This is a genomic window from Bradyrhizobium lablabi, from assembly GCF_018131005.1.
Taxonomy (GTDB): domain Bacteria; phylum Pseudomonadota; class Alphaproteobacteria; order Rhizobiales; family Xanthobacteraceae; genus Bradyrhizobium; species Bradyrhizobium lablabi_D.
In genome coordinates this window covers 41,068-65,690 of record NZ_JAFCJK010000019.1, presented here as the reverse complement: position 1 = coordinate 65,690, position 24,623 = coordinate 41,068, and the positions used below count along the sequence as shown (strand labels likewise).

Sequence of the window (24,623 nt, the reverse complement as noted above, 5' to 3'; positions counted from 1 at the left end):
CCTGACGCCCCAGTGGCTGGTGTTAAGTCCTTCAGAAGCTCACGCTTCTCAGGGGCGACGGTGGCAACAAAGCCCGGTCTCACCGAGGAGAGCGCGAAATAAGCCGTAAACCATCGCGCAGGGAAAGCCGGGCTGTTTCCGGTTACACCTGTGGTCCTACCCCCGTGCTTTTTGTTGCACGGGACCCATGGGTGCGATCGGCACCCGGCTTTCCCTGCGCCCTCATTCCTCATGAGGGTGGAAAGTGATGCAAACCTCGGGCGTTTCGCGCCGCGAGAATGCGCACTCGCATCCTCATGGCTGTTTGATAATTGAATTCGAAATCCCACCCCGTCATCGCGAGCCAAGCGACTCGTCCGCTAACGCGCCTCGCAATGACGGCGCGTCGTATTGAGCTCGAAACCAACCTCATCTCGTCGCCGATCGGTGCGCAATTGCGCAAGGGCGCGTAGGCGATGAAGCTCGCGTCTTCGGATCGCCCGGGACGGATCGCCGATCGTCCCGCCGCGATCATCTCAAGTGTTCTTCAGCGCGACGCGGAATTCTGCCTCGGTCTTGGCCTTGACCTCGTCAAGCGTGACGCCGTCGGCAAGCTCGACCAGCGCCATGCCGTCCTTGCCGTGCTTGTCGATGGTGAAGACGGCGAGGTCGGTGACCACCATATCGACCACACGCTCGCCGGTCAGCGGCAGGTTGCATTTCTTGAGCAGCTTCGGGCCGTCCTTGGCGGAATGCTCCATGACCACGACGACGCGCTTGACGCCGGCGACGAGATCCATGGCGCCGCCCATGCCCTTCACCATCTTGCCGGGGATCATCCAGTTGGCGAGGTCGCCGTTCTGGGCGACCTGCATGGCGCCGAGGATCGAAAGATCGATATGTCCGCCGCGCACCATGCCGAAGGAATCGGCCGACGAGAAATAACTCGTCATCGGCAGCTCGCTGACCGTCTGCTTGCCGGCGTTGATGAGATCGGCGTCCACCTCGTCCTCGTAGGGAAACGGCCCCATGCCGAGCATGCCGTTCTCGCTCTGCAGACTGACGTCCATGCCTTCGGGGATGTAGTTCGACACCAGGGTCGGGATGCCGATGCCGAGGTTGACGTAGAAGCCGTCGCGCAACTCCTTGGCGGCGCGCGCAGCCATCTGTTCACGGGTCCAGGCCATGGGGAGCTCCTGCTGGGTTTGCTTCTAATTGTGCATGATCGAGGCGGAAACCAGATCATGCCTTTTGCGGATCATGCGCTAGGCGGCGGGGCGCGGCCGGGTGTTGCGGAACTCGATCCGCTTCGTGCCGGAGCCGACCTCGATGATGCGTTTGACGAAGATGCCGGGAGTGTGAATGTGATCGGGATTGATCTCACCGACCGGCACAAGGTGCTCGACTTCGGCCACGGTGACCTTCGCGGCCGTCGCCATCATCGGATTAAAATTGCGCGCGGTCTTGCGATAGACCAGATTGCCGGCGGTGTCGCCCTTCCAGGCGTGGACGATGGCAAGGTCGGCAAACAGGCCGCGCTCCATGATGTACTTCTGCCCGTCGAATTCCTTCACTTCCTTGCCTTCAGCGACCAGCGTGCCGACGCCGGTCTTGGTGTAGAAAGCCGGAATCCCGGCGCCACCGGCACGGATGCGCTCCGCCAGCGTGCCCTGAGGGTTGAACTCGAGCTCGAGTTCGCCCGCGAGATATTGCTGGGCGAACAACTTGTTCTCGCCGACATAGGACGAGATCATCTTCTTGATCTGGCGCGTTTCCAGAAGCCGGCTCAGGCCGATGCCGTCGACGCCGGCATTGTTGGAAACCACGGTCAAGCCCTTCACTCCGGAATCGCGAATGGCGTCCGACAGGGACTCGGCGATGCCGCACAGGCCGAAACCGCCCGACATGATCATCATGCCGTCCTTGAGGAGACCATCGAGGGCCGATTTGGCGTCGGGATAGACCTTGTTCATGTAACGAATACCTGGTGGAGGGGGGTGAGCGCTGTCACAGGCGGGATTATTAGGCGAAATCTTCGCGGTGCGTCAATGACGCCGCCGGGCGCGGCCTGCAACGCCGGGACGGCCTTGAAAGCGACAAGAAAACCCTGCAAGTTGCAGGAGTTGGCACGGGCGTCCAGGCAGCCGCCCGCTGTGTTCGACAACGACCCGACAACACCAACCGGCCGGATATGGCACTGACGATTACCCAAGGAATGAAGCGCCTGGGGATGCCGATTGCGGCGTTTTTCGGCCTGGCCGCGGTCGGCCTGCTCGGGACGTCCTGGTTCCTCAACCGAGACGCGCTGCAGAGTGCCGTGGAAGCACAGATTCGCGCGGTCACCGGGCTCGAACTCGTTGTCAACGGCCCGATCGATGTCTCGGTATTTCCCGGCAGCTACGTCTCATTCCACAATGTCGGCTTGAAGGGCGCGACCACCGTTGATCCTGCCCTGCAGGTCGACGTGCTGACCGCGAATTTGCGCCTGTTGCCGCTGCTGCTGCGGCGGTTCGAAATCGCCGACGTCATGATGCTGCGCCCGCATATCCATGTGGTGCGCGACGGCAGCGGCGAAAGCAACTGGACCCCGTTCGTCGAGACCATTGCGAAGGCAATGACGCCCGGCGCCGAGAACCAGGTATCCTTTTCCGAGATCCGCATCCAGGATGGCGAGCTGAACTATGAGGACGCGACCAACCGTGTCGCCGAACAGCTCAACGATATCGACCTCTCGCTCGCCTGGCCCTCGATCTCGCGCTCCTTCGCCGCCACGGGCCAGTTCGACTGGCGCGGCGAGCGTGTCGACGGCTCGATCAGCGCCAGCGATTTCGTCGCGATGCTGTCGGGCGACCGCTCCGGGCTGAAGGCGCGGCTCGCCAGCGCGCCGCTGAAGGTCGCGTTCGACGGTTCCGTCGCCAACCGCACCAGCCTGATGATGGAGGGCGTCACCACCATCGACAGTTCGTCGCTGCGCAATGCGCTGCGCTGGATGGGACAGGCGCCTCCCGGCGGTGGCGGCGGCTTCGGGCGCTTCGCGCTGAAGGCGCGCACCAACGTGGTCGCCGGTTCCGTCGCGCTCACCAACGTCAACGTCGAACTCGACGGCAACGTCGCCGAAGGCGTGATGACGTTCGCCAACAACGGCCGGCAGATGCTGCAGGCAACGCTTGCCGCAGACAACCTCGACTTCACGCCCTACATCTCGACATTCCGCCTGCTTGCCAGCGGCCAGCGCGACTGGAACCGGCAGTTGTTCGATCTGTCCTCGCTCTCGTCCACCGACCTCGACATGCGCCTGTCGGCGGCGCGCGTGACGGTCGGCCCGTCGAAGCTCGGCCGCACCGCGTTGGGCGCCAATTTGCGCGGCGGCGCGCTCGCGCTGAGTATCGGCGAGGCGCAGATGTATGGCGGCATCGCCAAGGGCTCGTTCGCGGTGGCGCGCTCCGACGCGGTCGCCGATGTGCGGGCGCAATTCCAGTTCACCGACGTCGACCTGCAGGCCTGCGCCAGCGAACTGTTCGGCATCACGAAGCTGTCGGGGCGCGGCAACCTCAACGTCTCGCTGACAGCGTCCGGCTCGAGCCCGTTTGGGCTCGCGCAATCGCTCGATGGCACCGCGTCGCTGGTCGGCCATGACGGCGCGATCGCGGGTTTCAATGTCGAGCAGCTCCTGAAGCGGCTGGAGCGGCGGCCGCTGTCGGGCGGCGGCAATTTCCGTTCCGGTTCGACGCCCTATGACAATCTCAACATCTCGGTGAAGTTCGCCGACGGAGTTGCGACCGCCGAGGACATTCGCGTCGAAGGACCCGCGGCGCGGATCACGCTGACCGGCACCGCCTCGGTGCCGTCGCGCGAATATGACATGAAGGGCGTCGCCAGCCTGACCTCGGCGCCGAGCGGCGGCAACGGTTTCGATCTGCCCTTCGTGGTGCAGGGTCCGTGGGACGATCCCCTGATCTTCCCCGATCCGGAAAGCCTGATCCGCCGCTCACCGGCGTCCGCACCGCTGCTCGATGCGGTGAAGGACCGCAAGGCCCGCGATGCCGTGCGAACGGTGATCGAGCGCTTCACCGGTGGCGGCCGGCCCGCGGCGCCCGACGCGACGGCGCCTGCGCCCGCAACTGCGCCGACGGCGGCAGAGAATGCAAAGTCGAACTGATCGCTGTCAGCAGAGGTGCGACAGTACGGCTCGCATGAACGGAACGCCGCGATCCCTACACAAGTCGACAACGCGCCATCTGGATCGGCTCCCGCGCATGCGCTAATGCTTTATCCAACCGGTTAAAAACCGGCATTTCGAGGGAGAACAACGTGAGATCCAAGGTTATTGGTGCGCTTTCGGTCGCGGTCGCTGCGGTCGGCCTGCTTTCTGCCACTGCACCCGCGCTTGCCCAGGGCAAGACGATCACCGTCTGGTGGGGCAAGGGATTCTACAAGTCCGAAGACGACGCACTGCTCGAGACCATCAAGAAATTCGAAGCCAAGACCGGCATCAAGGTCGAACTGTCGCAGTACGCGATCCAGGATATGATTCCGAAGACGGTGGCCGCGCTTGATTCCGGCACCGTACCCGACGTCGCCTATTCCGACAGCTACGACGTTCAGGCGCAGGGCAAGTGGGCTTATGAAGGCAAGCTCGAGGACCTCTCCGACATCCTGCTGCCGATGAAATCGGCCTTTGCGCCGAACACGCTGGAGACGGCGATGCTCTACAACGACGTCGCCAAGAAGAAGGCTTATTACGGCTTCCCGCTGAAGCAGCAGAGCATGCACGTCCAGATCTGGGGCGACATGCTGGAGAAGGCCGGCTTCAAGGCCGCCGACATCCCGACCAAGTGGGAGGATTATTGGTCGTTCTGGTGCGACAAGGTGCAGCCGGCGGTCCGCAAGGCGACCGGCCAGCGCATCTACGGTGTCGGCCAGCCGATGGGCGTGGAATCGACCGACTCGTTCCAGTCGTTCTACACCTTCATGGACGCCTATCACGTCAAGCTGGTGGATGACGACGGCAAGCTCCTGGTCGACGATCCCAAGGTGCGCGACGGGCTGATCCACGCGTTGAAGGACTACACCGATACCTACATCAAGGGCTGCACGCCGCCCTCCTCCACGACCTGGAAGGATCCGGACAACAACGTCGCCTTCCACAACAAGACGATCGTGATGACCCACAATTTCACGATCTCGATCGCGGCGAAGTGGTTCGAGGACTCGAACAACCCGGCGCTGACACCTGAGCAGCGCGCAGCCGGCAAGAAGGCCTATGAGGACGACATCATCACGGCGTCCTTCCCGAAGGCGCCGGACGGATCGACCATCAAGTACCGCTCCGACGTCAAGACCGGGCTGATCTTCGCCAACGCCAAGAACAAGGCCGAGGGCAAGCAGTTTATCGCGTTCCTGCTACAGGAAGAGAACGTCCGGCCCTATGTCGAAGGTGCTCTCGGCCGCTGGTTCCCGGTGACCACGGAAAGCCAGAAGAGCCCGTTCTGGCAGGCTGACCGGCACCGCAAGGCGGTCTACAATCAGTTCACCGGCGGCACGGCGCCGTTCGACTTTACCAAGAACTGGAAGTTCACCATCCTGAACAACGAAAACGTGTGGGCCAAGGCGATGAACCGCGTGGTGAGCGAGAAGGTGCCGGTGGACAAGGCCGTCGACGAACTGATCGTTCGCATCAAGCAGGTCGCGGGCTGATGTCTTCCCTCCTCTCCCCGTCTTCACGGGGAGAGGGTCAAGATCAAGCCGGGCGCAGTCGCGGCCGGCATCTCGTTCCAAGAGCAAACGTATGGCGATCACGCTCTCCGGCTCCGACACAATCCCCGCTCCGCCCCTATCGGCGCGGCTGTCGCCGCCGCAGGTCTGGGGCATCGTGCTGCTCACGCCCTACCTGCTCGTGTTCCTCGCCTTCGTCCTCTATCCGGTCTGCTACGGGCTGTGGCTGGCGCGGCATCCGGCGAGCTATGTTGCGCTCTATCACGACCCGATCTTCGCGCGCGCCGCGGTCAATACGCTGATCTTCCTCGTCGTCGGCATCAACATCAAAATGCTGATCGCGCTGTTCCTGTCGGGCTTCTTCGCCCAGCAGCGTCCCTGGATCAGATGGTTGTCGGTCATCTTCATTCTGCCCTGGGCGGTGCCGTCGATCCCAACCATTCTTTCGGTTCGTTTCATGCTCAATCCCGAATGGGGCATGGTCAACCAGTTGATCTTCAAGTTCACCGGCGACGACGGTCCGAACTGGCTGAACGATCCGGCGGTCGCGCTCGCCATGGCGATCGGCGTGCACATCTGGAAGTCGCTGCCGTTCTGGACCCTGATCCTGCTCACCGGGCGGCTCGCCATTTCTCACGATCTGTACGAGGCGTCGGACGTAGATGGCGCCAACTGGTGGCAGAAATTCCGCTACATCACCTGGCCGTCGATGCAGACGCTCTACGTCACCTGCACGCTGCTCTCGATGATCTGGACGCTCGGTGATTTCAACAGCGTCTACCTGCTCACCGGCGGCGGGCCCGCCGACCTCACCCATGTGCTGTCGACGCTCGGCATCCGCTATCTTCGGCTCGACCAGCTCTCGCTCGCGATGGCCTCGATCGTCTGCGCGATGCCGCTGGTGCTGCCGCTGGTCTATTTCATGATGAAACGGCTGTCCCGATGAAGCTGCCCACCCTCCGCGACGTCGGCACCGAAGCCAAGCTGCTGTTGATCGGCATTCCGGTGTTCATCTGGACCATGGTGCCGATCTATCACATGTTCCTGTTCGCGATTTCGCCGAAGGAGGACGCGTTCTCGGGCAAGCTGTGGCCGGAGCATCCGACGCTGCATAATTTCTCGATCGTGTTCCATCAGCAGCACTACTTCCTGCGCGATTTCTGGATCCAGTTCTGGAATTCGACAGTGATCGCGCTTTCCGCCGGCGCGCTGACGCTGTTCGTCGCGACCGCGGCCGCCTTCTCGATCTCGCGGCTCCGCGTGCCCGGCGGCCGCGCGGTGATGAACATGGCGCTGTTCACCTATTTCATCCCTGCCGCGTTCCTCGCCGTGCCGATGTACCGCACCATGGGCAATTACGGGCTGCTCAACAATCACTGGTCGCTGATTCTGGCGATGGTCACGATCGCCTCGCCCTATGCGATCTGGGTCTTGAAGCAGGCCTCGGACAAGCTTCCGGTCGAGCTCGACGAGGCCGCGACCATGGACGGCGCCACCACGCTGCAATTGTTCCGCCTGGTCTACGTGCCCTTGATGATGCCCTCGCTGGTCGCGATCGGAACCTATGCGATCCTGCTTGCATGGAATGAGTATCTCTACGCGTTCCTGCTGCTCTCCAAGGATACCGACATCACGCTGCCCGTCGCGCTCGGCAACTTCCTCGCCGCCGACGACTCGCCGTGGGAGCTGTTGATGACCACCGGCTTCATCTACGCGCTGCCGCCGGCCGCGGTCTATTACGCCTTCAGGCGCTACATGGTCGGTGGCCTGACCGCAGGCGCGGTCAAATCGTGAGGGCATCTACAGCGGTGCGCCGCTCTCACCCTGTGCGCTCGATATCCTCGAGGCCAGCGAGGCCGCCACGATGAGGACGGTGATCAGCGCGATCATCAGCGTGCAGATTGCGTTGATCTCGGGCTTCACGCCGAGGCGGACCTCCGAGTAGATCCGGATCGGCAGCGTCGCCGAGCCCGGCCCGGTGGTGAAGCTTGCGATCACGACGTCGTCGAGCGACAGCGTGAAGGCGAGCATCCAGCCGGCGATGATCGCGGGCAGGATCAGCGGCAGCGTCACCAGGAGGAACGCGCGCACCGGATCGCAGCCGAGATCCATCGCCGCCTCCTCCAGGCTGCGGTCGAGCGAGGTCAGGCGCGACTGCACCACGACCGTGACGAAACACATCGTGAGCGTCGTGTGTGCGACCGTCACCGTCCAGAACCCGCGCTCCGCATTGAGGGCGACGAACAGCAGGAGCAGCGACAATCCGGAGATGACCTCCGGCATCACCAGCGGCGAATAGAGCATGCCGGAGAACAGGGTGCGGCCGCGGAAGCGTTCGCCGCGCGCAAGCCCGATCGCCGCCAGCGTGCCGAGCACTGTCGCGAGCGTCGCCGACAGCCCGGCGACCAAGAGGCTCATCCAGGCGGCTTCCATCATGGCGCGGTCGTTGAAGAATTCGACGTACCAGCGCAGCGACCAGCCGCCCCACACCGTGACCAGCCGCGAGGCGTTGAAGGAATAGATCACGAGGATGACGATCGGCAGATAAAGGAACGCGAGCCCAAGCGCCAGCGCCGTGATGTTGAACCGCGTCATGCTGGTCACGGCGCGCGCCATCAGCTGTTACCTTCGAGCTGGCGCCGCTGCAGGCGGTCGTAGAGCACGAGCGGCGGCACCAGAAGTGCCAGCAGCGTGACCGCGGCGGCCGAGGCCACGGGCCAGTCCTTGTTGGTGAAGAACTCGAGCCACAGCGTCTGCCCGACCATCAGTGAATTGGAACCGGCGAGCAGGTCGGGGATCACGAACTCACCGACGATCGGAATGAAACACAGCAGCGCGCCGGCGCCGATGCCCGGCAGCGACAGCGGGACGGTCACCAGCCAGAACGCCTGCCGGGGCGATGCGCCGAGATCGCCCGCTGCCTCCAGCAGCGAGGCATCCATTTTCGCGAGCGTTGCGTAAAGCGGCAGGATCATGAACGGCAGGTAGGAGTAGACGATGCCGATATACATCGCCGTGTCGGTCGACAGCCACACGATCGGCGACGAGACGAGATGCAGCGCCAGCAGGATCCGGTTGAGCAGCCCGTCATGCTGCAGGATGTTGATCCAGGCATAGATGCGGATCAAAAACGACGTCCAGAACGGCACGATCACCAGAACCATCGCCACGGCCTGCCAGCGCCGCGGCAGCCGTGCCATGCCATAGGCGACGGGATAGCCGATCACGAGCAAGATCACCGTGGAGGTCACGGCGACCATGACGCTGCGCAGATAGGACAGGATGTAGAGATTGTCCGAGATCAGAAGCCTGAAATTGTCGAATGACAATTGCCCGAATGCGGCGGCGAGGGCCTCGCGCCCTTCGGTGAAATCGAAGACCGGGGTGTAAGGCGGCTGCGCGATCGCGGTCTGCGACAGGCTGATCTTGAACACGAAGCCGAACGGCACCAGGAAGAACAGCACCATCCACAGATAGGGCGCGATCGCGGCAAGCCGCGCCGGACCGGCGAAGATGCGGCGCGCGCTCATTGCTCCAGCACCAGGCAATCATCCGACGTGAACCATGCCACCACGCGCTGGCCGGCCAGATAGGCGTCGATATCGAGCCGCGCGGTGTTCGCCACCGAGGAGCGCACCATCGCTCCCGATTCAAGCTTCACCTTGTAGGTCGTGACTCCGCCGAGATAGTTGACGTCGGTGACGACGCCGTCGAGGCGATTGATCGCCTGCGAACCGCCCTCCTCCGAGGCAGGTGCCCGTCGCGACAGCTTCACCTTCTCCGGGCGGATCGCGACATTGACGACGTCGTTGCTTACCGGCGGCCACAACTCGCTGACCACGAGCGTACCGGCACCGCGGGTCGCAACCTTCAGGCGGTTATTCTCGCGCGAGGTGATCTCGCCGCTGAACAGATTGATGTCGCCGACAAACTCGGCGATCCAGCGCGAGGACGGCGCCTCATAGAGATTGCGCGGGGTCGCGACCTGCCGGAGCCGGCCGGCGTCCATCACGCCGATCCGGCTTGCCATCGTCATCGCCTCCTCCTGGTCGTGGGTGACGATGATGAAGGTCGTGCCGAGGCGGCGCTGCAGTTCCATCAACTCGGCTTGCGTACCCTCGCGCAGCTTCTTGTCGAGCGCGGCGAGCGGCTCGTCGAGCAACAGCACCTGCGGGCGGCGCGCCAACGAGCGCGCCAGCGCCACACGCTGCCGCTGCCCGCCGGAGAGCTGGTCGGGCTTGCGCTTCTCCATGCCATCGAGCTTGACGAGCGCCACCATCTCGTCGACGCGAGTCGCGATATCGCCACGCGCCATGCCGGCACGCCTCAAGCCAAAAGCGATGTTGTCGCGCACCGACAAGTGCGGAAACAGCGCGTAGTTCTGGAACATCATGTTGACGGGTCGCTCGTGCGGCAAAGCCTGAGCAATATCCTTGCCGCCGAGCAGGATGCGCCCCTCGTCAGGCGTCTCGAAGCCGGCGAGCATGCGCAACAGCGTGGTCTTGCCGCAGCCGCTCGGACCGAGCAGCGCGAAAAATTCGCCGGCGCGGATATCGAGCGAGAGCCGGTCGACCGCGCGGAAATTACCGAACGCCTTGGCCACGCCTTCGATGCGCAGCAAGGGCATGTCGGGCGCAGTAGAATCCGGCAACGGCTTTGCTGCCTCCACGCTCGTTTCGCTATTCGTCACGTCTTTCAGACCCGATTCCCCCGTTTGGGGCGGCAAGCTAGCGGCGGATCGTCATCGGCTCAACAGCTTCACGCGGCATCTCACCGCAATATTGTTCCCTCGCGCGCGGCGCGACCAGCATGATCGGAAGAGGCCGCGCAGCATCGACGGCTGTGCTAGCTGACGTCCGCAGCCGCCATGAATGTCGCGAGCGCCTCGCGGTCCGCCTGCGGCATCGTCAAACCAAGCTTTGAACGCCGCCATAGGATATCGTCCGGAAAGCGCGCCCACTCCCGTCGCATGAGATAGCGCACCTCGGCGCCGGTCAGTTCAGGACCGAACGCGGGCCCGAGATCCGCCTTCTGCTTCGCATCGCCAAGGATGTCCTTGACGTTCAGCCCATAGGCCGCCACGAGCCGCCGCGCCTGTTCCTCGCTCAGGAAGCGCCAGCGGTCGCGTGCGATGTCGACCTCGGTCTCGAAGCGATGCCACGCGAAATCGCCGCCCGGCAACGGCATCGTCGCGGTCCAGCGCGGCGTCATCGAATAGAAACGCGTGAGTTCCGAGACGACTTGCTCCGCGCGACGGCGCGAGGTGGTGACGTCGCCGCCGCAGAGCGTGATCAGCGGCGCCATGCCGCGCCTGAAATCGAGGCTCATCGTGGCGTCGCCGTCGTGGCGGGGTTCAAGAATGGAATTTGCGCCGGAGACCCCGCGTACCACATCGATCGCGGCGATCGGCTCGCGAAAATAGCGATTGGCAGCGTCGCACAGATAGGCCGCATCGCGAATGCCCGTTGCGACGACCGCCGGGTCGCCCTTGAAGGCATGATCGATGGTGCCGATCAGCGTGAAGTCGCGCTCATAGGGACTCGCGAAGATCAGCCGCCGGTCGCTGTTCTGAAGCACATAGACGTTGTCGCAGTCGAACAGCCTGCGCACCACGATCTGGTTGATCTGCACAGTACCAAGAGGCGGCGCCGCTACGCGCAAGACGGTGTCCGCGACGGATGCCGTCCACGCGCCGGTCGCATTGAGCAGCGATCGCGCCGTGGTCACCCGCCGATAGCCGCGATCGATCATCGCTAGCCGCCAGGTTTCGCCGCGATCGGCCCGGGTCACGCGCGCGCCGGTGCAGACGTCGGCGCCACGCGACGCCGCATCGACGGCATTGAGCACGACGAGCCGGGAATCGTCGACGACGCAGTCGGAATATTCGAATGCGGTGCCGAACGACCGTTTCAGCGCGTTGCCGATTGGATGGTGCGTGACGTCGACGGTCGTGGAGCGCGGCAGGCGGCTCCGCGACGCCAACCGGTCGTAGAGCAGCAGCCATGAGCGCAACTGCCAGGGCGGGCGCTCTTCGGCATGCGCCGGGATTGCGAAACGCATGGGCCGCACCAGATGCGGTGCAATGCGCAACCAGATGTCGCGCTCTTTCAGGGCTGCCCGGACGCGGAAGACGTGCCGTCGTTCCAACCCTGCGAGATCACCATGAATCAGCCTTGGCGAGGCCGAGGAAGCGCCGGAGCCGAGATCACCCTGCTCCAGTAGGATTACGCGCAAGCCGCGGCCGGCGGCGTCGCGCGCGACGCTCGTGCCGTTCATTCCGCCGCCGATGATCGCGAGATCGTAGTCCGCCATTCACAAGACCTTTACCCGGTCTTGCGCACTGGCTCCATGATATTGCTGCCGCTGACGAGGGCCGCGTACTGGCCGATCGGCGCGGGCCTGCCGATCAGATAACCCTGCACTGCGTCGCAGCCCTCTTCCGACAGGAATCCAAGCTGCTCCTCCGTCTCGACGCCTTCGGCGACGATGGACATTTCCAGGCCATGACCGAGATCGATGACGGCACGCACGATCGCCGCCGATTGCGGGTTGCGGCCGAGGTTGATGACGAAGGTGCGGTCGATCTTGATCTTGTCGAACGGAAACGCCTGCAGGTAGCTCAGTGAGGAGTAGCCGCTGCCGAAATCGTCCATCGAGATGCGCACGCCGAGCGCCTTGAGCCGCCGCAGCAGCGCGAGGCCGCGGTCGAAGTCCTCGATCAGCACGCCTTCGGTGATTTCGAGTTCGAGCCGATCCGGTGCAAGGCCGGTGTCGAGCAGGATCGAGTGAACAAGCCCGACGAGGTCGCCATGGGTGAACTGCGCCGGCGACAGGTTGACGGCAACCTGCAGCGGCACCGCCCAGGACGCCGCCTCCCGGCACGCTTCACGCAGGATCCATTCGCCCATCTCGACGATCAGGCCGCTTTCTTCCGCCAGCGGAATGAAGTCGCCGGGCGGAACGAAGCCGCGTACCGGATGGTGCCAGCGTGCCAGCGCCTCGAAGCCAACCGCCTGGCTGTTCGTGACCGTCGCGCCCGCCGCGGCCTGCGGCTGGTAGTAGAGCGACAATTCGCCATTCCTGATCGCAACCGAGAGCTCCTGGTGCAGCACGCGGCGGTCTCGGATCTGCTCGTCCATCTCCGGCTCGTAGAGCGAGATCGTGCCGCGCGATTTCGCCTTGGCGCGGAACAGCGCCGCGCCGGCATTGGCAAGCAGCGAGGCCGCGTCGGACCCGTTGTGCGGGAACACGGAGATGCCGGTGGTGGCGCCGGTGCGGACCGACTTACCGTCGATCGGGAAGTCCTGCCCCAGAGCTTCGGCCACCTGTTCAGCAAGCGCGATGCCGGCGGAAGGCTGCTTGCCGTCGATGATCAGGCCAAACTCGTCGCCGGACAGGCGCGCGACCACGCCGCCGCGCGCGACCACCTGCAGGCGTTGCGCAACCTCGACAAGCACCTTGTCGCCCATCGCATGGCCGAACACGTCGTTGATTTCCTTGAGCCCGTCGAGGTCGATGCACAGCACTGCGAACTCTTCGTCGGTGCCGGCGCAGGCCTCGATCATCTGGGCGAGCGCCTGCAGGAAGGCGGCGCGGTTCGGCAGATCGGTCAGGCCGTCGTGATAAGCCATGTGCGCCATCCGCGACTCGGTCTGGCGCCGGTCGGTGACGTCTTCATGGGTCTTGATCAGATATTGCGGCTCGCCGTTCTCGTCGAGCACGGTCATGCGACGGGTCAGGAACAGCCGCAGCCCGTCCTTCGTGGAGATCGGGTGCTCCTCGGCGATCATGCCGCGCTTCTTGATCGCGGCTTCGTCGCGGGCGATGATCAGCTTGGCCTCACGCGGATTGAAGATATCGGCTGCGGTCAGGCCCGTCGCATCCTCACGGCGGCGATTGAGGATCGTCTCGGCGCTTCGGTTGGCGAGCAGATACCGCCCATCGTTGACGCGCTCGACGATCAGCGACACCGGGATGTTGTCGACCACGAGCTCCAGGAACTTCTTGTTGTTTTCGATCTCGCGCGACAGCGAACGACGCTCGGTGACGTCCTCGAACAGCGCGATCAGGAATTCCGGCTCGCCGGCATCGTTGCGCGCGGTGACGCGGTTGGATGCCAGAATGCGCTTCTCCGAACCGCGTTCGACGAAAAATTCACTGCGATGATAGTCCTCCGGCGCATTCAATGCCGCCTGATCCGCAGCCGCGATGCTGGCAGCGGTTTCGGGACGGAAGATCTCCTCGGCGCGCTTGCCCACGATGTAATCGCGCGAAAAGCGCGAGAAGCGTTCGAACGCGCGGTTGGCGAAGATGTAGCGGCCATCCTCGATATTCTTGGCCGCCACGCAGACCGGGACATTGTCGAGCACCGATTCCAGGAATTGCGTGGTCGAGGCAAGCTTGCGCGACAGCCTGCGCTGGTCGGTGCAATCGAGATGAGTGGCGACCGAGCCGCCGTTCGGCAGCTCGAAGTACCGCGCCAGCACTGATTTGCCGTTCGTCAACTCCGTGACGAGGCCGTCGGGAGATGCCGCCCTGCTGTAGAACTCATCGACGCCGACATCGAGCACGCCACGGCTGCGGCGCAGCTCCAGAAGCTCTCGGCCGGTCATGTTGCGTCTGATATCGGCGCGCGACAGGCCGTAGATTTCGAGATAGCGGTCGTTGCACAACACGATCCGGCGCTGCGGATCTGTCATCACCACGCCCTGGTTCAGGTGGTTGAGCGCGGATGAGATGAAGACATTGCGCCGCACCTGCGACCGCCTCACCTTACGTGAAGCCGAAAGCACCCAAAGCCCCACTGCGCAGAGGAAGGAGGTAATCACGACGCTGCCTATCAGCAGCTCCCAAACCACGCCGGGATCGAGGTCGCCGAGATAGCTCGACGGCGCGAATGCACCCGACGCCGCCCGCGCAACGCCACATGGCGCGACGACGGCAACCAGGCAAAGAGCGGCCCTTGCCGGAATCAAACCCTTCCCGCCTGCCTGCCAATCCCTGCCAGCCATCAATCACCCGCGGATTTCCGGGCGAAGTCTCCGATCTCCGCGGTTTGGATCGGGTAAACGAGTACGGTTGCAACCTGGAAATGCGGGTTAATTTACGGCAATTGCCCTGACATGATTAATGGTTCACTAACGGGATGCTCAGGAACTATTCCGAGGCGGTCCAAGCACTTGCTCGATACCATTCCTGACCCGGAACTATATAGTCGCGCGCGACGGCTGACCGCTGTGGCCCAAAACGCCGGATCTGAAGGACGAAATGGACAGGGTTGATTGCGTGATCGTTGGTGCGGGGGTGATCGGCCTCGCGGTGGCGCGGCGGCTGGCGCAGGCCGGGCGCGAGGTGGTCGTGATCGAGGAGGCTGAAGGGATCGGCACCGTGACCTCCTCGCGCAATAGCGAAGTGATCCATGCCGGCATCTACTACCGTGCCGGCAGCTTGATGGCGAGGATGTGCGTCAGCGGCAAGCGCGCGCTGTACCGCTACTGCGACGAGCACGGCATCCCGCACAGGAATTGCGGCAAGCTGATCGTCGCCACCACGGCAAAGGAAGCTGAGAAGCTGCAGTCGATCCGGGCGCATGCCGAGGCCAACGGCGTCGACGACATGCAGCAATTGTCCGGCGCGGCGGCCCGCGCGCTGGAGCCCGCGCTGAGCTGCGACGCGGCCCTGCTGTCGCCGTCCACCGGAATTATCGATAGCCACGCCTACATGCTGGCTTTGCGAGGCGACGCCGAGGACGCCGGCGCCGCCTTCGCGTTCCACACCCCGCTCTCGCGCGCGAAGGCAAGTGCTGGCCGGATCGAGATCGAGGCCGGCGGCGAGGCGCCGATGACGCTCACCTGTGACCTCCTGATCAACGCCGCCGGACTCGGGGCGCCTGCGGTCGCGCGCAGCATCGAGGGCATGCCGATCGACATGATCCCGGCGGCCTATCTCGCCAAGGGTAATTATTTCAGTTGCAGCGCGCGTTCGCCTTTCTCGCGGCTGATCTACCCGGTGCCCGAGCCGGGCGGGCTCGGCGTGCATCTCACCTTGGATATGGCCGGGCAGGCGCGGTTCGGCCCCGATGTCGAGTGGGTCGATCATGTCGATTACGCCGTCGATCCCGCGCGCGCGCAACGGTTCTATCCGGCGATTCGGAAATACTGGCCGACGCTGCCGGACGGTGCGCTGATGCCGAGTTATTCGGGAATCCGGCCGAAGATCGTGCCGCCGGCGGTCGCGACCCAGGATTTCCTGATCCAGGGGCCGCGCGATCATGGCGTCGCCGGCCTGGTCAACCTGTTTGGGATCGAGTCGCCCGGACTGACGTCGTCACTCGCGATTGCCGACCATGTCGGCGAACTCGCCGGGCTTTGAATGCCGCAGCAACGACCGCTCACGGATGAGCGCTCAAGCGCCCATCCGATTGCGAAAGATTAGCTGCGATGTGGGATGGAGGGCTGACTAGTGAAGCGTGCCGTCCGCGGTGTGTCTCAACCGTTCGATCTGGTCCTTGACCATCAATTTGCGGCGCTTCAACTCGACGATGTGCAGGTCGTCTACGGAAGGATGTACGAGGGCTTCGTGCAGTTCGTTCTCAAGAATTTTGTGCTTGCGTTCCAGTTCGACGAGATGGGCCTGTATTGCCATTACGAACTCTCCTCGGTGGGTTAAACCTCAGATGCGATCCGAACTGTTGAGTGTACACAAGTGCACGAATCTGTCGATGGAAAACACAGATTTGCCGCGGTCAGGTTACTTCCGGGTTATTTGCCATGAACCGTGAGTATGGAACCGGTCCGGCTTGCGCAGCGCGCTTCCAAGGACGATATTTCATCACTTGACGGCCGCATCGTCCGCCACAACCTCATCGTGCATATTAGTTTAAATACACCATGAACGACCAGGATGAGCGCGAACTCCACGCCGAACTCGCGCGGCTGCAGCAAGAGCACCGCGATCTCGATGCAGCGATCGACGCGTTGCATCAGTCGCCGGCGCCCGATTTGCTGATGGTGCAGCGCTTGAAGAAGCGCAAACTGCAGTTGCGCGATCGCATCGCCTTCATCGAAGACCAGATCACGCCGGACATCATTGCCTGACGGGGCATGTGGATTGACCAGGGCCCGGTGACGATGGCGCCGCCTGCGCGAAGGGTTATCCCCGTCTTCCACAACTTGGACATTCGCGGGCAACGCCCTGCAAGCACAATTTTCACCCTTGACTCTGCGTGAACAAAACAAGAACATGCACCCAGCCAACCGATGAAGGGAGTTCAGCCATGACCGCGCCGTCATCCCTGCCCGACAACCTCCGCTACGAGCAGGCCTGCGACCAAGCAATCGCGATGTGCGATGGCAACCTGCGCAGCACCATCAAGGCGCTGATCATGGCCAATGAATATCTGGAAACAGAGCTTGAGGAACTGCAGGCGGCGATCACCGCCGGCTGCGTGCCCGCGAGCACGCATGAGACAAGCGACGCCGCCTGATCATCGCAGAGGAGCAGGCCAATGGCCGATGTCACCTATTATGTCGCGCTGCCCTTCATGCAGGATGACGACGGCGCGCCGATCGCGGGCAATGCAGAAGAGTGCCAGAACTCCGTGACGGCACTGCGCCGGGCCGAGATGATGTCGCGCATGCCCGGCAGCATCGGCGCCGTCGCCTTCAGCCGGACTGGCGATCCCGCCATCGGCGAATTCGGCGATGCCAAGCTGCTGCGCGCGTTCGGCAACGTGCCCGAGGATCTGAGCGCGCTTTAGGCTTTTGTTTGAGCATGATCTTTGCGGAAAACCGCTACGCACTTTCCCGGATCATGCTTTAGATTTCGGATTCGTGCCGGCGCTGCGCCTTGCGCACGTACATCGCATGGTCGGCCTCATCGAGCGCGCGCCCAACATCTGAATGCGGTCCGAGGATCGCGACGCCGGCCGAGGCGCCCGCACTGACGTTGCTGCCGCGAAAGACGAAGGTCAGGCTGTCGATCGCCTGCTCGAGCGTGGCTGCTTTGGCCCTGGCATCGGTCTCGCTGAGATTCCAAAGCAGGACGGCGAACTCATCGCCACCGAGCCGGCCGATCACGTCGGAGGCGCGCACCCGGCCCGATACCGTGGCTACGATCGCCTTGAGGACCTGGTCGCCTGCCGCGTGTCCATAGGCGTCGTTGATCGGCTTGAGCCGATCGACGTCGAGCACGATCAGCGCTCCGCTGGCGCGATAGCGCTTGATAAAGGCGATCGACCGTGCGAGTTCGCGCTCGAAGCCGCGCCGGTTCAGGATATCCAGCAGGAAGTCGGTCTCAGCCGAGGCCTGTAGTTCCTCGATCCGTGCCTGCGCCCGCGCCAATTGCGCCTTCAGCCTCCGAATCATCAATTTGGCGTCGGACGCGGTTGAAGGCCGCGAAACCGACACGGTTCCAACCCGGCTGGACGCGGTTTTGCGCACAACCGCAGCGCGTTTCCGCTGTTTTGCGGCTCCTGAGGCGGCGGCGCGGGTCTTTTTCCTCATGCGCATCCTTGTTGAGGCCTGCTGATGAAGGCTTGCCGGAGTTTACCAAGTCAGGATAGTCCATCCTGAACCGCTTGCCACGCCTTGGATGACGCACGGGCCGATCATATAATCCGCCTATGCTTTTGGATTCTCGCACAGAATTGACGACATGACCGCCCCGATCGCTATCATCATGGGAAGCCAGTCCGATTGGGAGACCATGCGCCACGCTGCCGAAACGCTTGCCGCGCTTGGCGTTGCCAGCGATTCGCGAATTGTCTCCGCGCACCGCACCCCGGACCGGCTCTATGCCTTCGCCAAGGGCGCCAAGGCCGCCGGCCATAAGGTGATCATTGCCGGAGCCGGCGGTGCCGCGCATCTGCCCGGCATGACGGCCGCATTGACCGAACTGCCGGTGTTCGGGGTTCCGATCGAATCCAAGGCTTTGTCCGGCCTGGATTCGCTCTATTCGATCGTGCAGATGCCGGCCGGCGTCCCGGTCGGCACGCTGGCGATCGGGAAGGCCGGCGCGATCAATGCCGCGCTGCTCGCGGCGAGCGTGCTCGGGCTCAACGATCCCGCGTTGTCGGCTCGGCTAGCGGCCTGGCGCAAGCAGCAGACCGACGCCGTGAAGGACCATCCGGAGGCTTCGGCGTGACAGCTTCATCAACGGTGAAGCTGAAGCCGGGCGACACCATCGGAATTCTCGGCGGCGGACAATTGGGCCGGATGCTCGCAATGGCGGCGGCGCGGCTTGGACTGCGATGCCAGGTGTTTTCGCCGGATCCAGACTCGCCCGCCTTCGACGTGGTGCAGAACGCAACCTGTGCGGAATATGCCGACGTCGAGGCACTCGAACTGTTCGCCAACGATGTAGATGTCGTCACCTACGAATTCGAGAACGTACCGGCGGCGACCGCCCTGGTGCTGGCGGCGCGGCGGCCGGTGCTGCCGGCGCAAAAGATCCTCGAGACCACGCAGGACCGGCTGATCGAGAAGGACTTCGTCAGCAGGCTCGGCATCGGCACCGCCGCCTATGCCGACGTGGTGTCGGCCGGCTCGCTGCGCGCGGCAATTGCGAAGATCGGACTGCCCGCTGTCATCAAGACGCGCCGTTTCGGCTATGACGGCAAGGGCCAGGCGATCGTCCGCGCCGGCGACGACCTCGATCAGATCTGGCAAAGCCTCGGCACCAGGTCGGCGATCCTCGAGGCGTTCGTGCCGTTCGAGCGCGAGATCTCGGTGATCGCCGCGCGCTCGGCTTCCGGTGAGGTCGAATGCTTCGACGTCACCGAGAACGAGCATCGCGACCATATCCTGAAGACATCCCGCGCACCGGCGGCGATTCCGGACGCGCTTGCCACGCAGGCCCGCGCGATCGCCGAGAAAATCGCGACGGCGCTCGACTATGTCGGCGTGCTCGCCGTCGAGATGTTCGTGGTGGCTGGCCAGGGCGCGCCGACCGTGCTGGTCAACGAGATAGCGCCGCGCGTGCACAATTCGGGCCATTGGACGCTTGACGGCGCTTCGATCTCGCAATTCGAGCAACACATCCGCGCAATCGCCGGTTGGCCGCTCGGTAAGCCGGTGCGTCATGGCGAGGTCACGATGACCAACCTGATCGGCGATGACATCCTGAGCTACCAGCGGTGGCTCACGATCCCCGGCGCCACGGTGCATCTCTACGGCAAGGGCATTCCGCGCCCCGGCCGCAAGATGGGCCACGTCACCGAAGTGACACCGGCCCGCAGGCCATGATCCGGCGCACTCCGCCGCGATGGCGCTCTCGACATGCCGATGAAAATGGGATCGTGACGATCACGATCCCATTCGCCGATCAGGCCGTCTTCACACCCGCGACGATGCCTGTCGGCTCGTCGCTGAGCCAGCGGTAGACCACGCCGCCGAGCGCCCCGCCGATCAAGGGCGCTACCCAGAACAGCCAAAGCTGCGCCAGCGCCCAGCCGCCGACGAACAGCGCGGGCCCCGTGCTGCGCGCCGGATTGACGGAGGTGTTCGTGACGGGAATGCTGACGAGATGGATCATCACCAACGCGAGTCCGATGGCGAGCGGCGCAAAACCGGCGGGCGCCTTGCCGTGCGTCGCGCCCATGATGATGAACAGGAACATCATGGTCATCACCACCTCGGTGATGAAACAAGCGACCATGCCGTACTGGCCCGGCGAATGCGCGTCATAGCCGTTGGACGCAAAACCCTTGGCGAGGTCGAATCCCGGCGCGCCGCTCGCGATCACATAGAGCACAGCGGCCCCAATGATCGCACCTACAACCTGCGCGACCACGTATGGGAGGATCTGGCCAGTCGGGAAGCGCCCGCCCGCCGCAAGCCCGACCGTGACGGCCGGATTGAGATGGCAACCCGAGATATGGCCGATCGCGTAAGCCATGGTGACCACGCTGAGCCCGAACGCGAGAGACACGCCGACCAGACCGATCCCGACCTGCGGGAAGCCGGCAGCAATTACCGCGCTGCCGCAGCCGGCAAATGTGAGCCAAAACGTGCCGATTGCCTCGGCCGCATATTTCTTCGTATCCATGCTTCTTCTCCCTGATTTTGATATCCGGGTTGCTCAAAACATCCGGGAACGACCCCAATACTGGCGCCAGAAATCCCAAATCAGGGCCGCACGACGGCAATTTTGCCTCATTTCGTGGCTTTAACTAGGCTTGAAAGACCTCTCCACAGGTGGACATCGGCGCGATTGTCTGATACATGCGCGCGCCTAGGGTCATTGGGCAGGCCTTTTGCCGCTCTTTGCTTGCCAGAATTCCGAACCGATCAATTCAAAAGAGGATGCCGCGTGCAGGTTCTCGTCCGCGATAACAATGTCGACCAAGCTCTCAAGGCGCTGAAGAAGAAGATGCAGCGCGAGGGCATTTTCCGCGAGATGAAGCTCCGCGGACACTACGAAAAGCCGTCTGAGAAGAAGGCCCGCGAAAAGGCTGAAGCCGTGCGCCGCGCCCGCAAGCTGGCGCGCAAGAAGCTGCAGCGCGAAGGCCTGCTGCCAATGAAGCCGAAGCCGGTGTTCGGCGCAGGCCCGGGTGCCGACCGTGGCGCCGGTGGCCGCGGCGGTGCGGGCACAGGCCGCGGCCCGCGCTGATCCGAATAGCCGATCCGGAATTGTAACAACGCGGGCCTCGGGCCCGCGTTGTCGTTTTCAAGCTGGACGTGTTCCGGGTTGCCAAATGCAAAATTACCTCCAAGAGCGTTTTGCATGATGGCCTCCCCGCCATTTCGCCCCGCTCTTGCGCAGCCATGTCGCCGTCACCGCGCGGGACGCCTCGTCGTCGTTGCCGTCGTTGTCGGCCTGCCCTTGGGAGGTTGCTCCTTCGACCTCGGGTCGTTGGGCGCTGACGACAAACCAAAGCAGCCGGCCGTAGCTGACAAGCCTGCTGACACCGTCACCGCAAAGAACATCAGTGACGCCAAAGACCGTGCGACACGCGGCCAGGTGCTGGCACACTCCGGCAAGACCAAGGAAGCACTTGCGGAATTCGACCAGGCGCTGGCGGCCGATCCCTACAACATTCAGGCGCTCTATGGCCGCGGCCTGATCTATCAGGGCCAAGGCCAGCATCAGCAGGCGATCGAGGATTTCACGGCCGCGAGCGGATTATCGCCGCAGAAGGTCGAGCCGCTGCTCGGACGCGCCACCAGTTACCTCGCCCTGGATAAGGCCAAGGAAGCCGCTGCCGACCTCGACGAGGCCGTGCAGGCCGATCCCAACAGTGGCGCGGCGTGGACGACACGCGGGCAGGCCTATGAGCGGCTCGGCGAAAAGACCAAGGCGGCAATGTCCTACAACCGCGCGCTCGCGCTGCGGCCCCGCGATGAAGCCGCTCGCAGCGGTCTCGCGCGTACCGGCGGCTAGAGCGTCCGCAAACGCCATACCCATCAAATCACTTCGGCAGAACGGCGTGGAACACCGACTTGGCGGCGGACAGCATGTCGTCGGCCACCGACGGCTCCTCCTTCGGCGTCGGCACGGCGGCTTCGACACGTAGATCGAGCGGGGGCCGCGCCGCCAATGGGATATCGGCTGGCGGCGTCGGACGGCTCGGATCCTGCGCACTGGCCGCATAAGGCGGCCGCAACTGCGAACGATCGACGTTTTCGTTGACCGGGTTCGACACCATGATCGGCGGCGGCAGCGGCCGCATCGCCGCCGGTGCTACTGCACGAGGCGCCTCGGCCGAGCGGGCGACATCGGCCGTGCGTGGCGCCTCCTGCGGACGTGCCGGATTTTCCTTGCGCAACCGGTCAATTGCCGCGCGGGCGAGGTCGTTGGCGTCACGCGCCTCGTCGGATGCGGCGGTCGCCTCGACCGACGCGGCAGGCTGCGCCGTGTGAGCCGCGGTCGCCGGCGCGAGCTTCGCCACCGCCTTCGGCGCGGCCGTTTGACGGCGCGGCTCGGCAGGAATGCTCGCAGTTTCGGCCGGCGCTTCAGCGGGCTTCACTTCAGCGGGCTTCGCGTCAGCGGATTTCTCGGCAGACTTCTCCGTGACTGTAGCCTTTTCGGAGGTTGCGCGCTCGAGCAGCGTACGCTCGGACATCCCCTTCGCCTTCACGCCGGCTTCGGGAAGGTTCGAAACTGCGGTCGGCTTCTCCGCCGGCTTGGCCGGCGCCTGCGAGGTGGTGGCAGACACCGCAGCGGTTGACGGCGCTTCCGGCTTGGCGACGATGTAGTGGTTAACGATGTACGCCCCGATGATGGTCGCTGCCACCGAGGGAAAGATGTCCATCGCGAATTTCTTCAGAACACTCAGCATGACCTGCCACTCCCCGCCCGGGGTTTGATGCTGGAACTTTGAGGCACATTCTTGGATCAACTGCGACAGATCGGTGGCAAACCCCTGTTCCGCCGTCACTTTTGTTATCACATTGGTTTCATCCCCGAGCGCCGCCGGCCGATCCGGCCTTCCGTTCGGTCACCCGTCCGGGCGCGCCAAGGGCCCGGCCTTCCGGCGCGGAGCCCGCCGAGGCACGCCTATGGCTTTAGCTCGATCTCGAGGAACACGATCTCGCTCGCCGTCTCGTTGAGCACGTCGTGCTGGACGCCGGCCTTGCGGAAATACGATTTACCAGCGCCAAGCTGCGCCTTCGAACGCTCGCCGTTCGGAGCCACGATCGTCATTTCGCCCGATGTGATCGGCACGATGACGTAATCCATCTCATGGGTGTGATGGCCGGTGGCGCTGCCCGGCGCGAGCCGCCATTCGGTGACGCGTACCTCCGCGGTATCCACCTGGACGTCCGACTTGGCGCTGAGCATATCGCTTCCTCCATTACGGCACGAAGACCATGAACACGAACACGGCAAACACCACCATGTGCACCAGTCCGAACAGGATATTGGTGCGACCGGTTCCGAAGGTGAGCATGCTGACCATAAAGGTGAGCAGCAGGATCAACATATGCTGGTTGCTGAGCCCGAGCACGAGTTCCTTGTCGAGCGCATAGGCGGCAACGGCCACGGCGGGAACCGTGAGCCCGATGGTAGCAATCGATGAGCCGAGCGCGAGGTTGATGCTCCTCTGCAGATCATTCTTGCGCGCCGCCGACACCGCGGCGACGCTCTCCGGCAGCAGGATCAGGAGCGCGACAAGGACGCCCGCAAAGGCCGGCGGCGCGCCGACCTTCGCGGTCACGACATCGACCACGATCGAGAACTTCTTGGCAAGCAGCACCACCGACAGGAGCGCCACCAGCAGCAGGGCAATGCTGATTGCCAGCATGCGGTCCGACATCACCTCGCCATGCGCGGCCGCCTCGTCCGCGCCGCTAACGAAATAATCTCGGTGGCGGATGGTCTGGGTGTAGAGAAACACCGCATAGAGGAGCAAGGTCACCATGCTCACGACGGCGAGTTGGGCTGTGGAATAGACCGGCCCGGGCGCGGTCAGCGTGAAGTTCGGCATGTCCAGCGTGATGGTCGCCAGCACGAACAAGACGCTGAGGTAAAGGTTCGCGCCGGTGATCTGAAAATCCTGCTCGCGGTACCTGATGCCGCCGATAAAGATGCACAGCCCGACGAGGCCGTTGCAGACGATCATGACCACCGCAAACACGGTGTCGCGCGCCAGCGTCGGTGCCGGCGTGTCGCCCAGCATGATGGTTGCGATCAGCGCCACCTCGATAACGGTCACGGCAAGCGTCAGGAGCAGCGTTCCGAACGGCTCGCCGATCCGTTCGGCGATCATCTCGGCGTGATGAACTGCCGCGAATACCGTGCCGAACAAAATGACGAGCAGTGCTGCCGCGAACAGCCACCCTCCGGCCGATGGCGCGAACGCGTAGTCCCAAGCCGTGACTGCGACAAACAGCAACAGGCCAAGGGCGGGAAATAGCCAGGCCGACCGCGGCATCGGTCCGTGTGCGCTCATGTCAAAGGTCCCCGATTCAACTGTCGTGATTATGCGA

General features: G+C 63.8%; 25 protein-coding genes. 12 read left to right on the top strand and 13 right to left on the bottom strand.

The genetic code is table 11. The annotated features are described in order from the left end of the window. Positions 1-515 precede the first annotated feature (515 nt). Together JQ553_RS32875 and JQ553_RS32870 are read right to left on the bottom strand one after the other, a co-directional pair. Entirely contained in the window at positions 516-1,166 is a 651-nt protein-coding gene (locus tag JQ553_RS32875) for a 3-oxoacid CoA-transferase subunit B (RefSeq protein WP_212504229.1), read from the bottom strand. A 78-nt stretch (positions 1,167-1,244) separates the two neighbouring features. Beyond that, positions 1,245-1,952 carry a CoA transferase subunit A gene (locus JQ553_RS32870; protein ID WP_212504228.1) on the bottom strand — a complete coding sequence of 236 codons (708 nt, stop codon included), beginning with the start codon at positions 1,950-1,952 and terminating at the stop codon, positions 1,245-1,247. 242 nt (positions 1,953-2,194) lie between these two features. Between JQ553_RS32870 and JQ553_RS32865 the strand changes: the two genes are divergently transcribed. From JQ553_RS32865 to JQ553_RS32850, 4 genes are all read left to right on the top strand, one after another. Continuing rightward, positions 2,195-4,138 (top strand): AsmA family protein, encoded by a 1,944-nt coding sequence (locus tag JQ553_RS32865; protein WP_409363109.1) that lies wholly within the window; start codon positions 2,195-2,197, stop codon positions 4,136-4,138. 152 nt (positions 4,139-4,290) lie between these two features. Continuing rightward, positions 4,291-5,676, top strand: a complete 1,386-nt coding sequence (locus JQ553_RS32860) for an ABC transporter substrate-binding protein (protein WP_212504226.1) — start codon at positions 4,291-4,293, stop codon at positions 5,674-5,676. A 91-nt stretch (positions 5,677-5,767) separates the two neighbouring features. Continuing rightward, positions 5,768-6,640 carry a carbohydrate ABC transporter permease gene (locus JQ553_RS32855; protein WP_212504225.1) on the top strand — a complete coding sequence of 291 codons (873 nt, stop codon included), beginning with the start codon at positions 5,768-5,770 and terminating at the stop codon, positions 6,638-6,640. Then, on the top strand, positions 6,637-7,488 hold the full coding sequence (locus JQ553_RS32850) for a carbohydrate ABC transporter permease (RefSeq protein ID WP_212504224.1): 852 nt from the start codon (positions 6,637-6,639) through the stop codon (positions 7,486-7,488). Before JQ553_RS32855 ends, JQ553_RS32850 begins: the two co-directional genes overlap by 4 nt. A gap of 6 nt (positions 7,489-7,494) precedes the next feature. Here the strand turns inward: JQ553_RS32850 and JQ553_RS32845 are convergent, their stop codons facing one another. The 5 genes from JQ553_RS32845 to JQ553_RS32825 form a co-directional block, all read right to left on the bottom strand. Then, on the bottom strand, positions 7,495-8,310 hold the full coding sequence (locus JQ553_RS32845) for an ABC transporter permease (RefSeq protein ID WP_212504223.1): 816 nt from the start codon (positions 8,308-8,310) through the stop codon (positions 7,495-7,497). Then, positions 8,310-9,224 (bottom strand): ABC transporter permease, encoded by a 915-nt coding sequence (locus tag JQ553_RS32840; protein ID WP_212504222.1) that lies wholly within the window; start codon positions 9,222-9,224, stop codon positions 8,310-8,312. The genes JQ553_RS32845 and JQ553_RS32840 overlap by 1 nt, the downstream gene beginning before the upstream one ends. Beyond that, complete coding sequence (locus tag JQ553_RS32835; RefSeq protein WP_212504236.1) at positions 9,221-10,321, bottom strand: ABC transporter ATP-binding protein; 1,101 nt, start codon at positions 10,319-10,321, stop codon at positions 9,221-9,223. The genes JQ553_RS32840 and JQ553_RS32835 overlap by 4 nt, the downstream gene beginning before the upstream one ends. A gap of 218 nt (positions 10,322-10,539) precedes the next feature. Further along, positions 10,540-12,006 (bottom strand): glycerol-3-phosphate dehydrogenase, encoded by a 1,467-nt coding sequence (locus JQ553_RS32830; RefSeq protein ID WP_212504221.1) that lies wholly within the window; start codon positions 12,004-12,006, stop codon positions 10,540-10,542. Between the two features lie 11 nt (positions 12,007-12,017). Continuing rightward, positions 12,018-14,705: an EAL domain-containing protein gene (locus JQ553_RS32825; protein ID WP_212504220.1), complete on the bottom strand. Its 2,688-nt coding sequence runs from the start codon at positions 14,703-14,705 to the stop codon at positions 12,018-12,020. Between the two features lie 256 nt (positions 14,706-14,961). Between JQ553_RS32825 and JQ553_RS32820 the strand changes: the two genes are divergently transcribed. Continuing rightward, positions 14,962-16,065, top strand: coding sequence for an NAD(P)/FAD-dependent oxidoreductase (locus tag JQ553_RS32820; protein WP_212504219.1), 1,104 nt, complete (start codon positions 14,962-14,964; stop codon positions 16,063-16,065). A gap of 87 nt (positions 16,066-16,152) precedes the next feature. Here the strand turns inward: JQ553_RS32820 and JQ553_RS32815 are convergent, their stop codons facing one another. Then, positions 16,153-16,338 carry a YdcH family protein gene (locus JQ553_RS32815; RefSeq protein WP_212504218.1) on the bottom strand — a complete coding sequence of 62 codons (186 nt, stop codon included), beginning with the start codon at positions 16,336-16,338 and terminating at the stop codon, positions 16,153-16,155. A 245-nt stretch (positions 16,339-16,583) separates the two neighbouring features. On the opposite strand from JQ553_RS32815, the gene JQ553_RS32810 reads away from it, so the two are divergent. From JQ553_RS32810 to JQ553_RS32800, 3 genes are all read left to right on the top strand, one after another. Continuing rightward, positions 16,584-16,790 (top strand): YdcH family protein, encoded by a 207-nt coding sequence (locus tag JQ553_RS32810; RefSeq protein ID WP_212504217.1) that lies wholly within the window; start codon positions 16,584-16,586, stop codon positions 16,788-16,790. A gap of 179 nt (positions 16,791-16,969) precedes the next feature. Beyond that, positions 16,970-17,179 (top strand): hypothetical protein, encoded by a 210-nt coding sequence (locus JQ553_RS32805; RefSeq protein WP_212504216.1) that lies wholly within the window; start codon positions 16,970-16,972, stop codon positions 17,177-17,179. A 21-nt stretch (positions 17,180-17,200) separates the two neighbouring features. After that, complete coding sequence (locus JQ553_RS32800) at positions 17,201-17,452, top strand: hypothetical protein (protein WP_212504215.1); 252 nt, start codon at positions 17,201-17,203, stop codon at positions 17,450-17,452. Between the two features lie 58 nt (positions 17,453-17,510). On the opposite strand, the gene JQ553_RS32795 is transcribed toward JQ553_RS32800, so the two are convergent. Further along, positions 17,511-18,203 carry a GGDEF domain-containing protein gene (locus JQ553_RS32795; RefSeq protein WP_409363108.1) on the bottom strand — a complete coding sequence of 231 codons (693 nt, stop codon included), beginning with the start codon at positions 18,201-18,203 and terminating at the stop codon, positions 17,511-17,513. 145 nt (positions 18,204-18,348) lie between these two features. Here JQ553_RS32795 and purE point away from each other — a divergent pair, with 145 nt between their 5' ends. Both purE and JQ553_RS32785 read left to right on the top strand, forming a co-directional pair. Continuing rightward, positions 18,349-18,837, top strand: coding sequence for a 5-(carboxyamino)imidazole ribonucleotide mutase (gene purE, locus JQ553_RS32790; RefSeq protein WP_212504213.1), 489 nt, complete (start codon positions 18,349-18,351; stop codon positions 18,835-18,837). Beyond that, positions 18,834-19,937: a 5-(carboxyamino)imidazole ribonucleotide synthase gene (locus JQ553_RS32785; protein WP_212504212.1), complete on the top strand. Its 1,104-nt coding sequence runs from the start codon at positions 18,834-18,836 to the stop codon at positions 19,935-19,937. The genes purE and JQ553_RS32785 overlap by 4 nt, the downstream gene beginning before the upstream one ends. Before the next feature lie 79 nt (positions 19,938-20,016). On the opposite strand, the gene aqpZ is transcribed toward JQ553_RS32785, so the two are convergent. After that, the gene (aqpZ, locus tag JQ553_RS32780) at positions 20,017-20,739 is read right to left on the bottom strand and encodes an aquaporin Z (RefSeq protein WP_212504211.1); all 723 of its coding nucleotides are present in this window, start codon (positions 20,737-20,739) and stop codon (positions 20,017-20,019) included. Between the two features lie 264 nt (positions 20,740-21,003). Here aqpZ and rpsU point away from each other — a divergent pair, with 264 nt between their 5' ends. Together rpsU and JQ553_RS32770 are read left to right on the top strand one after the other, a co-directional pair. Beyond that, positions 21,004-21,303, top strand: a complete 300-nt coding sequence (gene rpsU / locus JQ553_RS32775) for a 30S ribosomal protein S21 (RefSeq protein WP_212504210.1) — start codon at positions 21,004-21,006, stop codon at positions 21,301-21,303. A gap of 114 nt (positions 21,304-21,417) precedes the next feature. Beyond that, positions 21,418-22,074, top strand: coding sequence for a tetratricopeptide repeat protein (locus JQ553_RS32770; RefSeq protein WP_249144802.1), 657 nt, complete (start codon positions 21,418-21,420; stop codon positions 22,072-22,074). Between the two features lie 28 nt (positions 22,075-22,102). Here JQ553_RS32770 and JQ553_RS32765 read toward each other — a convergent pair whose 3' ends face one another. From JQ553_RS32765 to JQ553_RS32755, 3 genes are all read right to left on the bottom strand, one after another. Beyond that, on the bottom strand, positions 22,103-22,972 hold the full coding sequence (locus tag JQ553_RS32765; protein ID WP_212504209.1) for a hypothetical protein: 870 nt from the start codon (positions 22,970-22,972) through the stop codon (positions 22,103-22,105). A 218-nt stretch (positions 22,973-23,190) separates the two neighbouring features. Next, complete coding sequence (locus tag JQ553_RS32760; RefSeq protein ID WP_212504208.1) at positions 23,191-23,475, bottom strand: cupin domain-containing protein; 285 nt, start codon at positions 23,473-23,475, stop codon at positions 23,191-23,193. A 13-nt stretch (positions 23,476-23,488) separates the two neighbouring features. After that, positions 23,489-24,586 carry a calcium:proton antiporter gene (locus JQ553_RS32755; RefSeq protein ID WP_212504207.1) on the bottom strand — a complete coding sequence of 366 codons (1,098 nt, stop codon included), beginning with the start codon at positions 24,584-24,586 and terminating at the stop codon, positions 23,489-23,491. Positions 24,587-24,623 lie beyond the last annotated feature (37 nt).

Excerpts from the sequence above, each read along its gene's own strand:
- JQ553_RS32875 (WP_212504229.1), bottom strand. The coding sequence starts at position 1,166 with ATGGCCTGGACCCGTGAACAGATGGCTGCGCGCGCCGCCAAGGAGTTG.
- JQ553_RS32870 (WP_212504228.1), bottom strand. The coding sequence starts at position 1,952 with ATGAACAAGGTCTATCCCGACGCCAAATCGGCCCTCGATGGTCTCCTC.
- JQ553_RS32865 (WP_409363109.1), top strand. The coding sequence starts at position 2,195 with ATGAAGCGCCTGGGGATGCCGATTGCGGCGTTTTTCGGCCTGGCCGCG.
- JQ553_RS32855 (WP_212504225.1), top strand. The coding sequence starts at position 5,768 with ATGGCGATCACGCTCTCCGGCTCCGACACAATCCCCGCTCCGCCCCTA.
- JQ553_RS32850 (WP_212504224.1), top strand. The coding sequence starts at position 6,637 with ATGAAGCTGCCCACCCTCCGCGACGTCGGCACCGAAGCCAAGCTGCTG.
- JQ553_RS32845 (WP_212504223.1), bottom strand. The coding sequence starts at position 8,310 with ATGGCGCGCGCCGTGACCAGCATGACGCGGTTCAACATCACGGCGCTG.
- JQ553_RS32840 (WP_212504222.1), bottom strand. The coding sequence starts at position 9,224 with ATGAGCGCGCGCCGCATCTTCGCCGGTCCGGCGCGGCTTGCCGCGATC.
- JQ553_RS32835 (WP_212504236.1), bottom strand. The coding sequence starts at position 10,321 with ATGCCCTTGCTGCGCATCGAAGGCGTGGCCAAGGCGTTCGGTAATTTC.
- JQ553_RS32830 (WP_212504221.1), bottom strand. The coding sequence starts at position 12,006 with ATGGCGGACTACGATCTCGCGATCATCGGCGGCGGAATGAACGGCACG.
- JQ553_RS32825 (WP_212504220.1), bottom strand. The coding sequence starts at position 14,705 with ATGGCTGGCAGGGATTGGCAGGCAGGCGGGAAGGGTTTGATTCCGGCA.
- JQ553_RS32820 (WP_212504219.1), top strand. The coding sequence starts at position 14,962 with ATGGACAGGGTTGATTGCGTGATCGTTGGTGCGGGGGTGATCGGCCTC.
- JQ553_RS32815 (WP_212504218.1), bottom strand. The coding sequence starts at position 16,338 with ATGGCAATACAGGCCCATCTCGTCGAACTGGAACGCAAGCACAAAATT.
- JQ553_RS32810 (WP_212504217.1), top strand. The coding sequence starts at position 16,584 with ATGAACGACCAGGATGAGCGCGAACTCCACGCCGAACTCGCGCGGCTG.
- JQ553_RS32805 (WP_212504216.1), top strand. The coding sequence starts at position 16,970 with ATGACCGCGCCGTCATCCCTGCCCGACAACCTCCGCTACGAGCAGGCC.
- JQ553_RS32800 (WP_212504215.1), top strand. The coding sequence starts at position 17,201 with ATGGCCGATGTCACCTATTATGTCGCGCTGCCCTTCATGCAGGATGAC.
- JQ553_RS32795 (WP_409363108.1), bottom strand. The coding sequence starts at position 18,203 with ATGCGCATGAGGAAAAAGACCCGCGCCGCCGCCTCAGGAGCCGCAAAA.
- purE (WP_212504213.1), top strand. The coding sequence starts at position 18,349 with ATGACCGCCCCGATCGCTATCATCATGGGAAGCCAGTCCGATTGGGAG.
- aqpZ (WP_212504211.1), bottom strand. The coding sequence starts at position 20,739 with ATGGATACGAAGAAATATGCGGCCGAGGCAATCGGCACGTTTTGGCTC.
- JQ553_RS32770 (WP_249144802.1), top strand. The coding sequence starts at position 21,418 with ATGATGGCCTCCCCGCCATTTCGCCCCGCTCTTGCGCAGCCATGTCGC.
- JQ553_RS32765 (WP_212504209.1), bottom strand. The coding sequence starts at position 22,972 with ATGCTGAGTGTTCTGAAGAAATTCGCGATGGACATCTTTCCCTCGGTG.
- JQ553_RS32760 (WP_212504208.1), bottom strand. The coding sequence starts at position 23,475 with ATGCTCAGCGCCAAGTCGGACGTCCAGGTGGATACCGCGGAGGTACGC.
- JQ553_RS32755 (WP_212504207.1), bottom strand. The coding sequence starts at position 24,586 with ATGAGCGCACACGGACCGATGCCGCGGTCGGCCTGGCTATTTCCCGCC.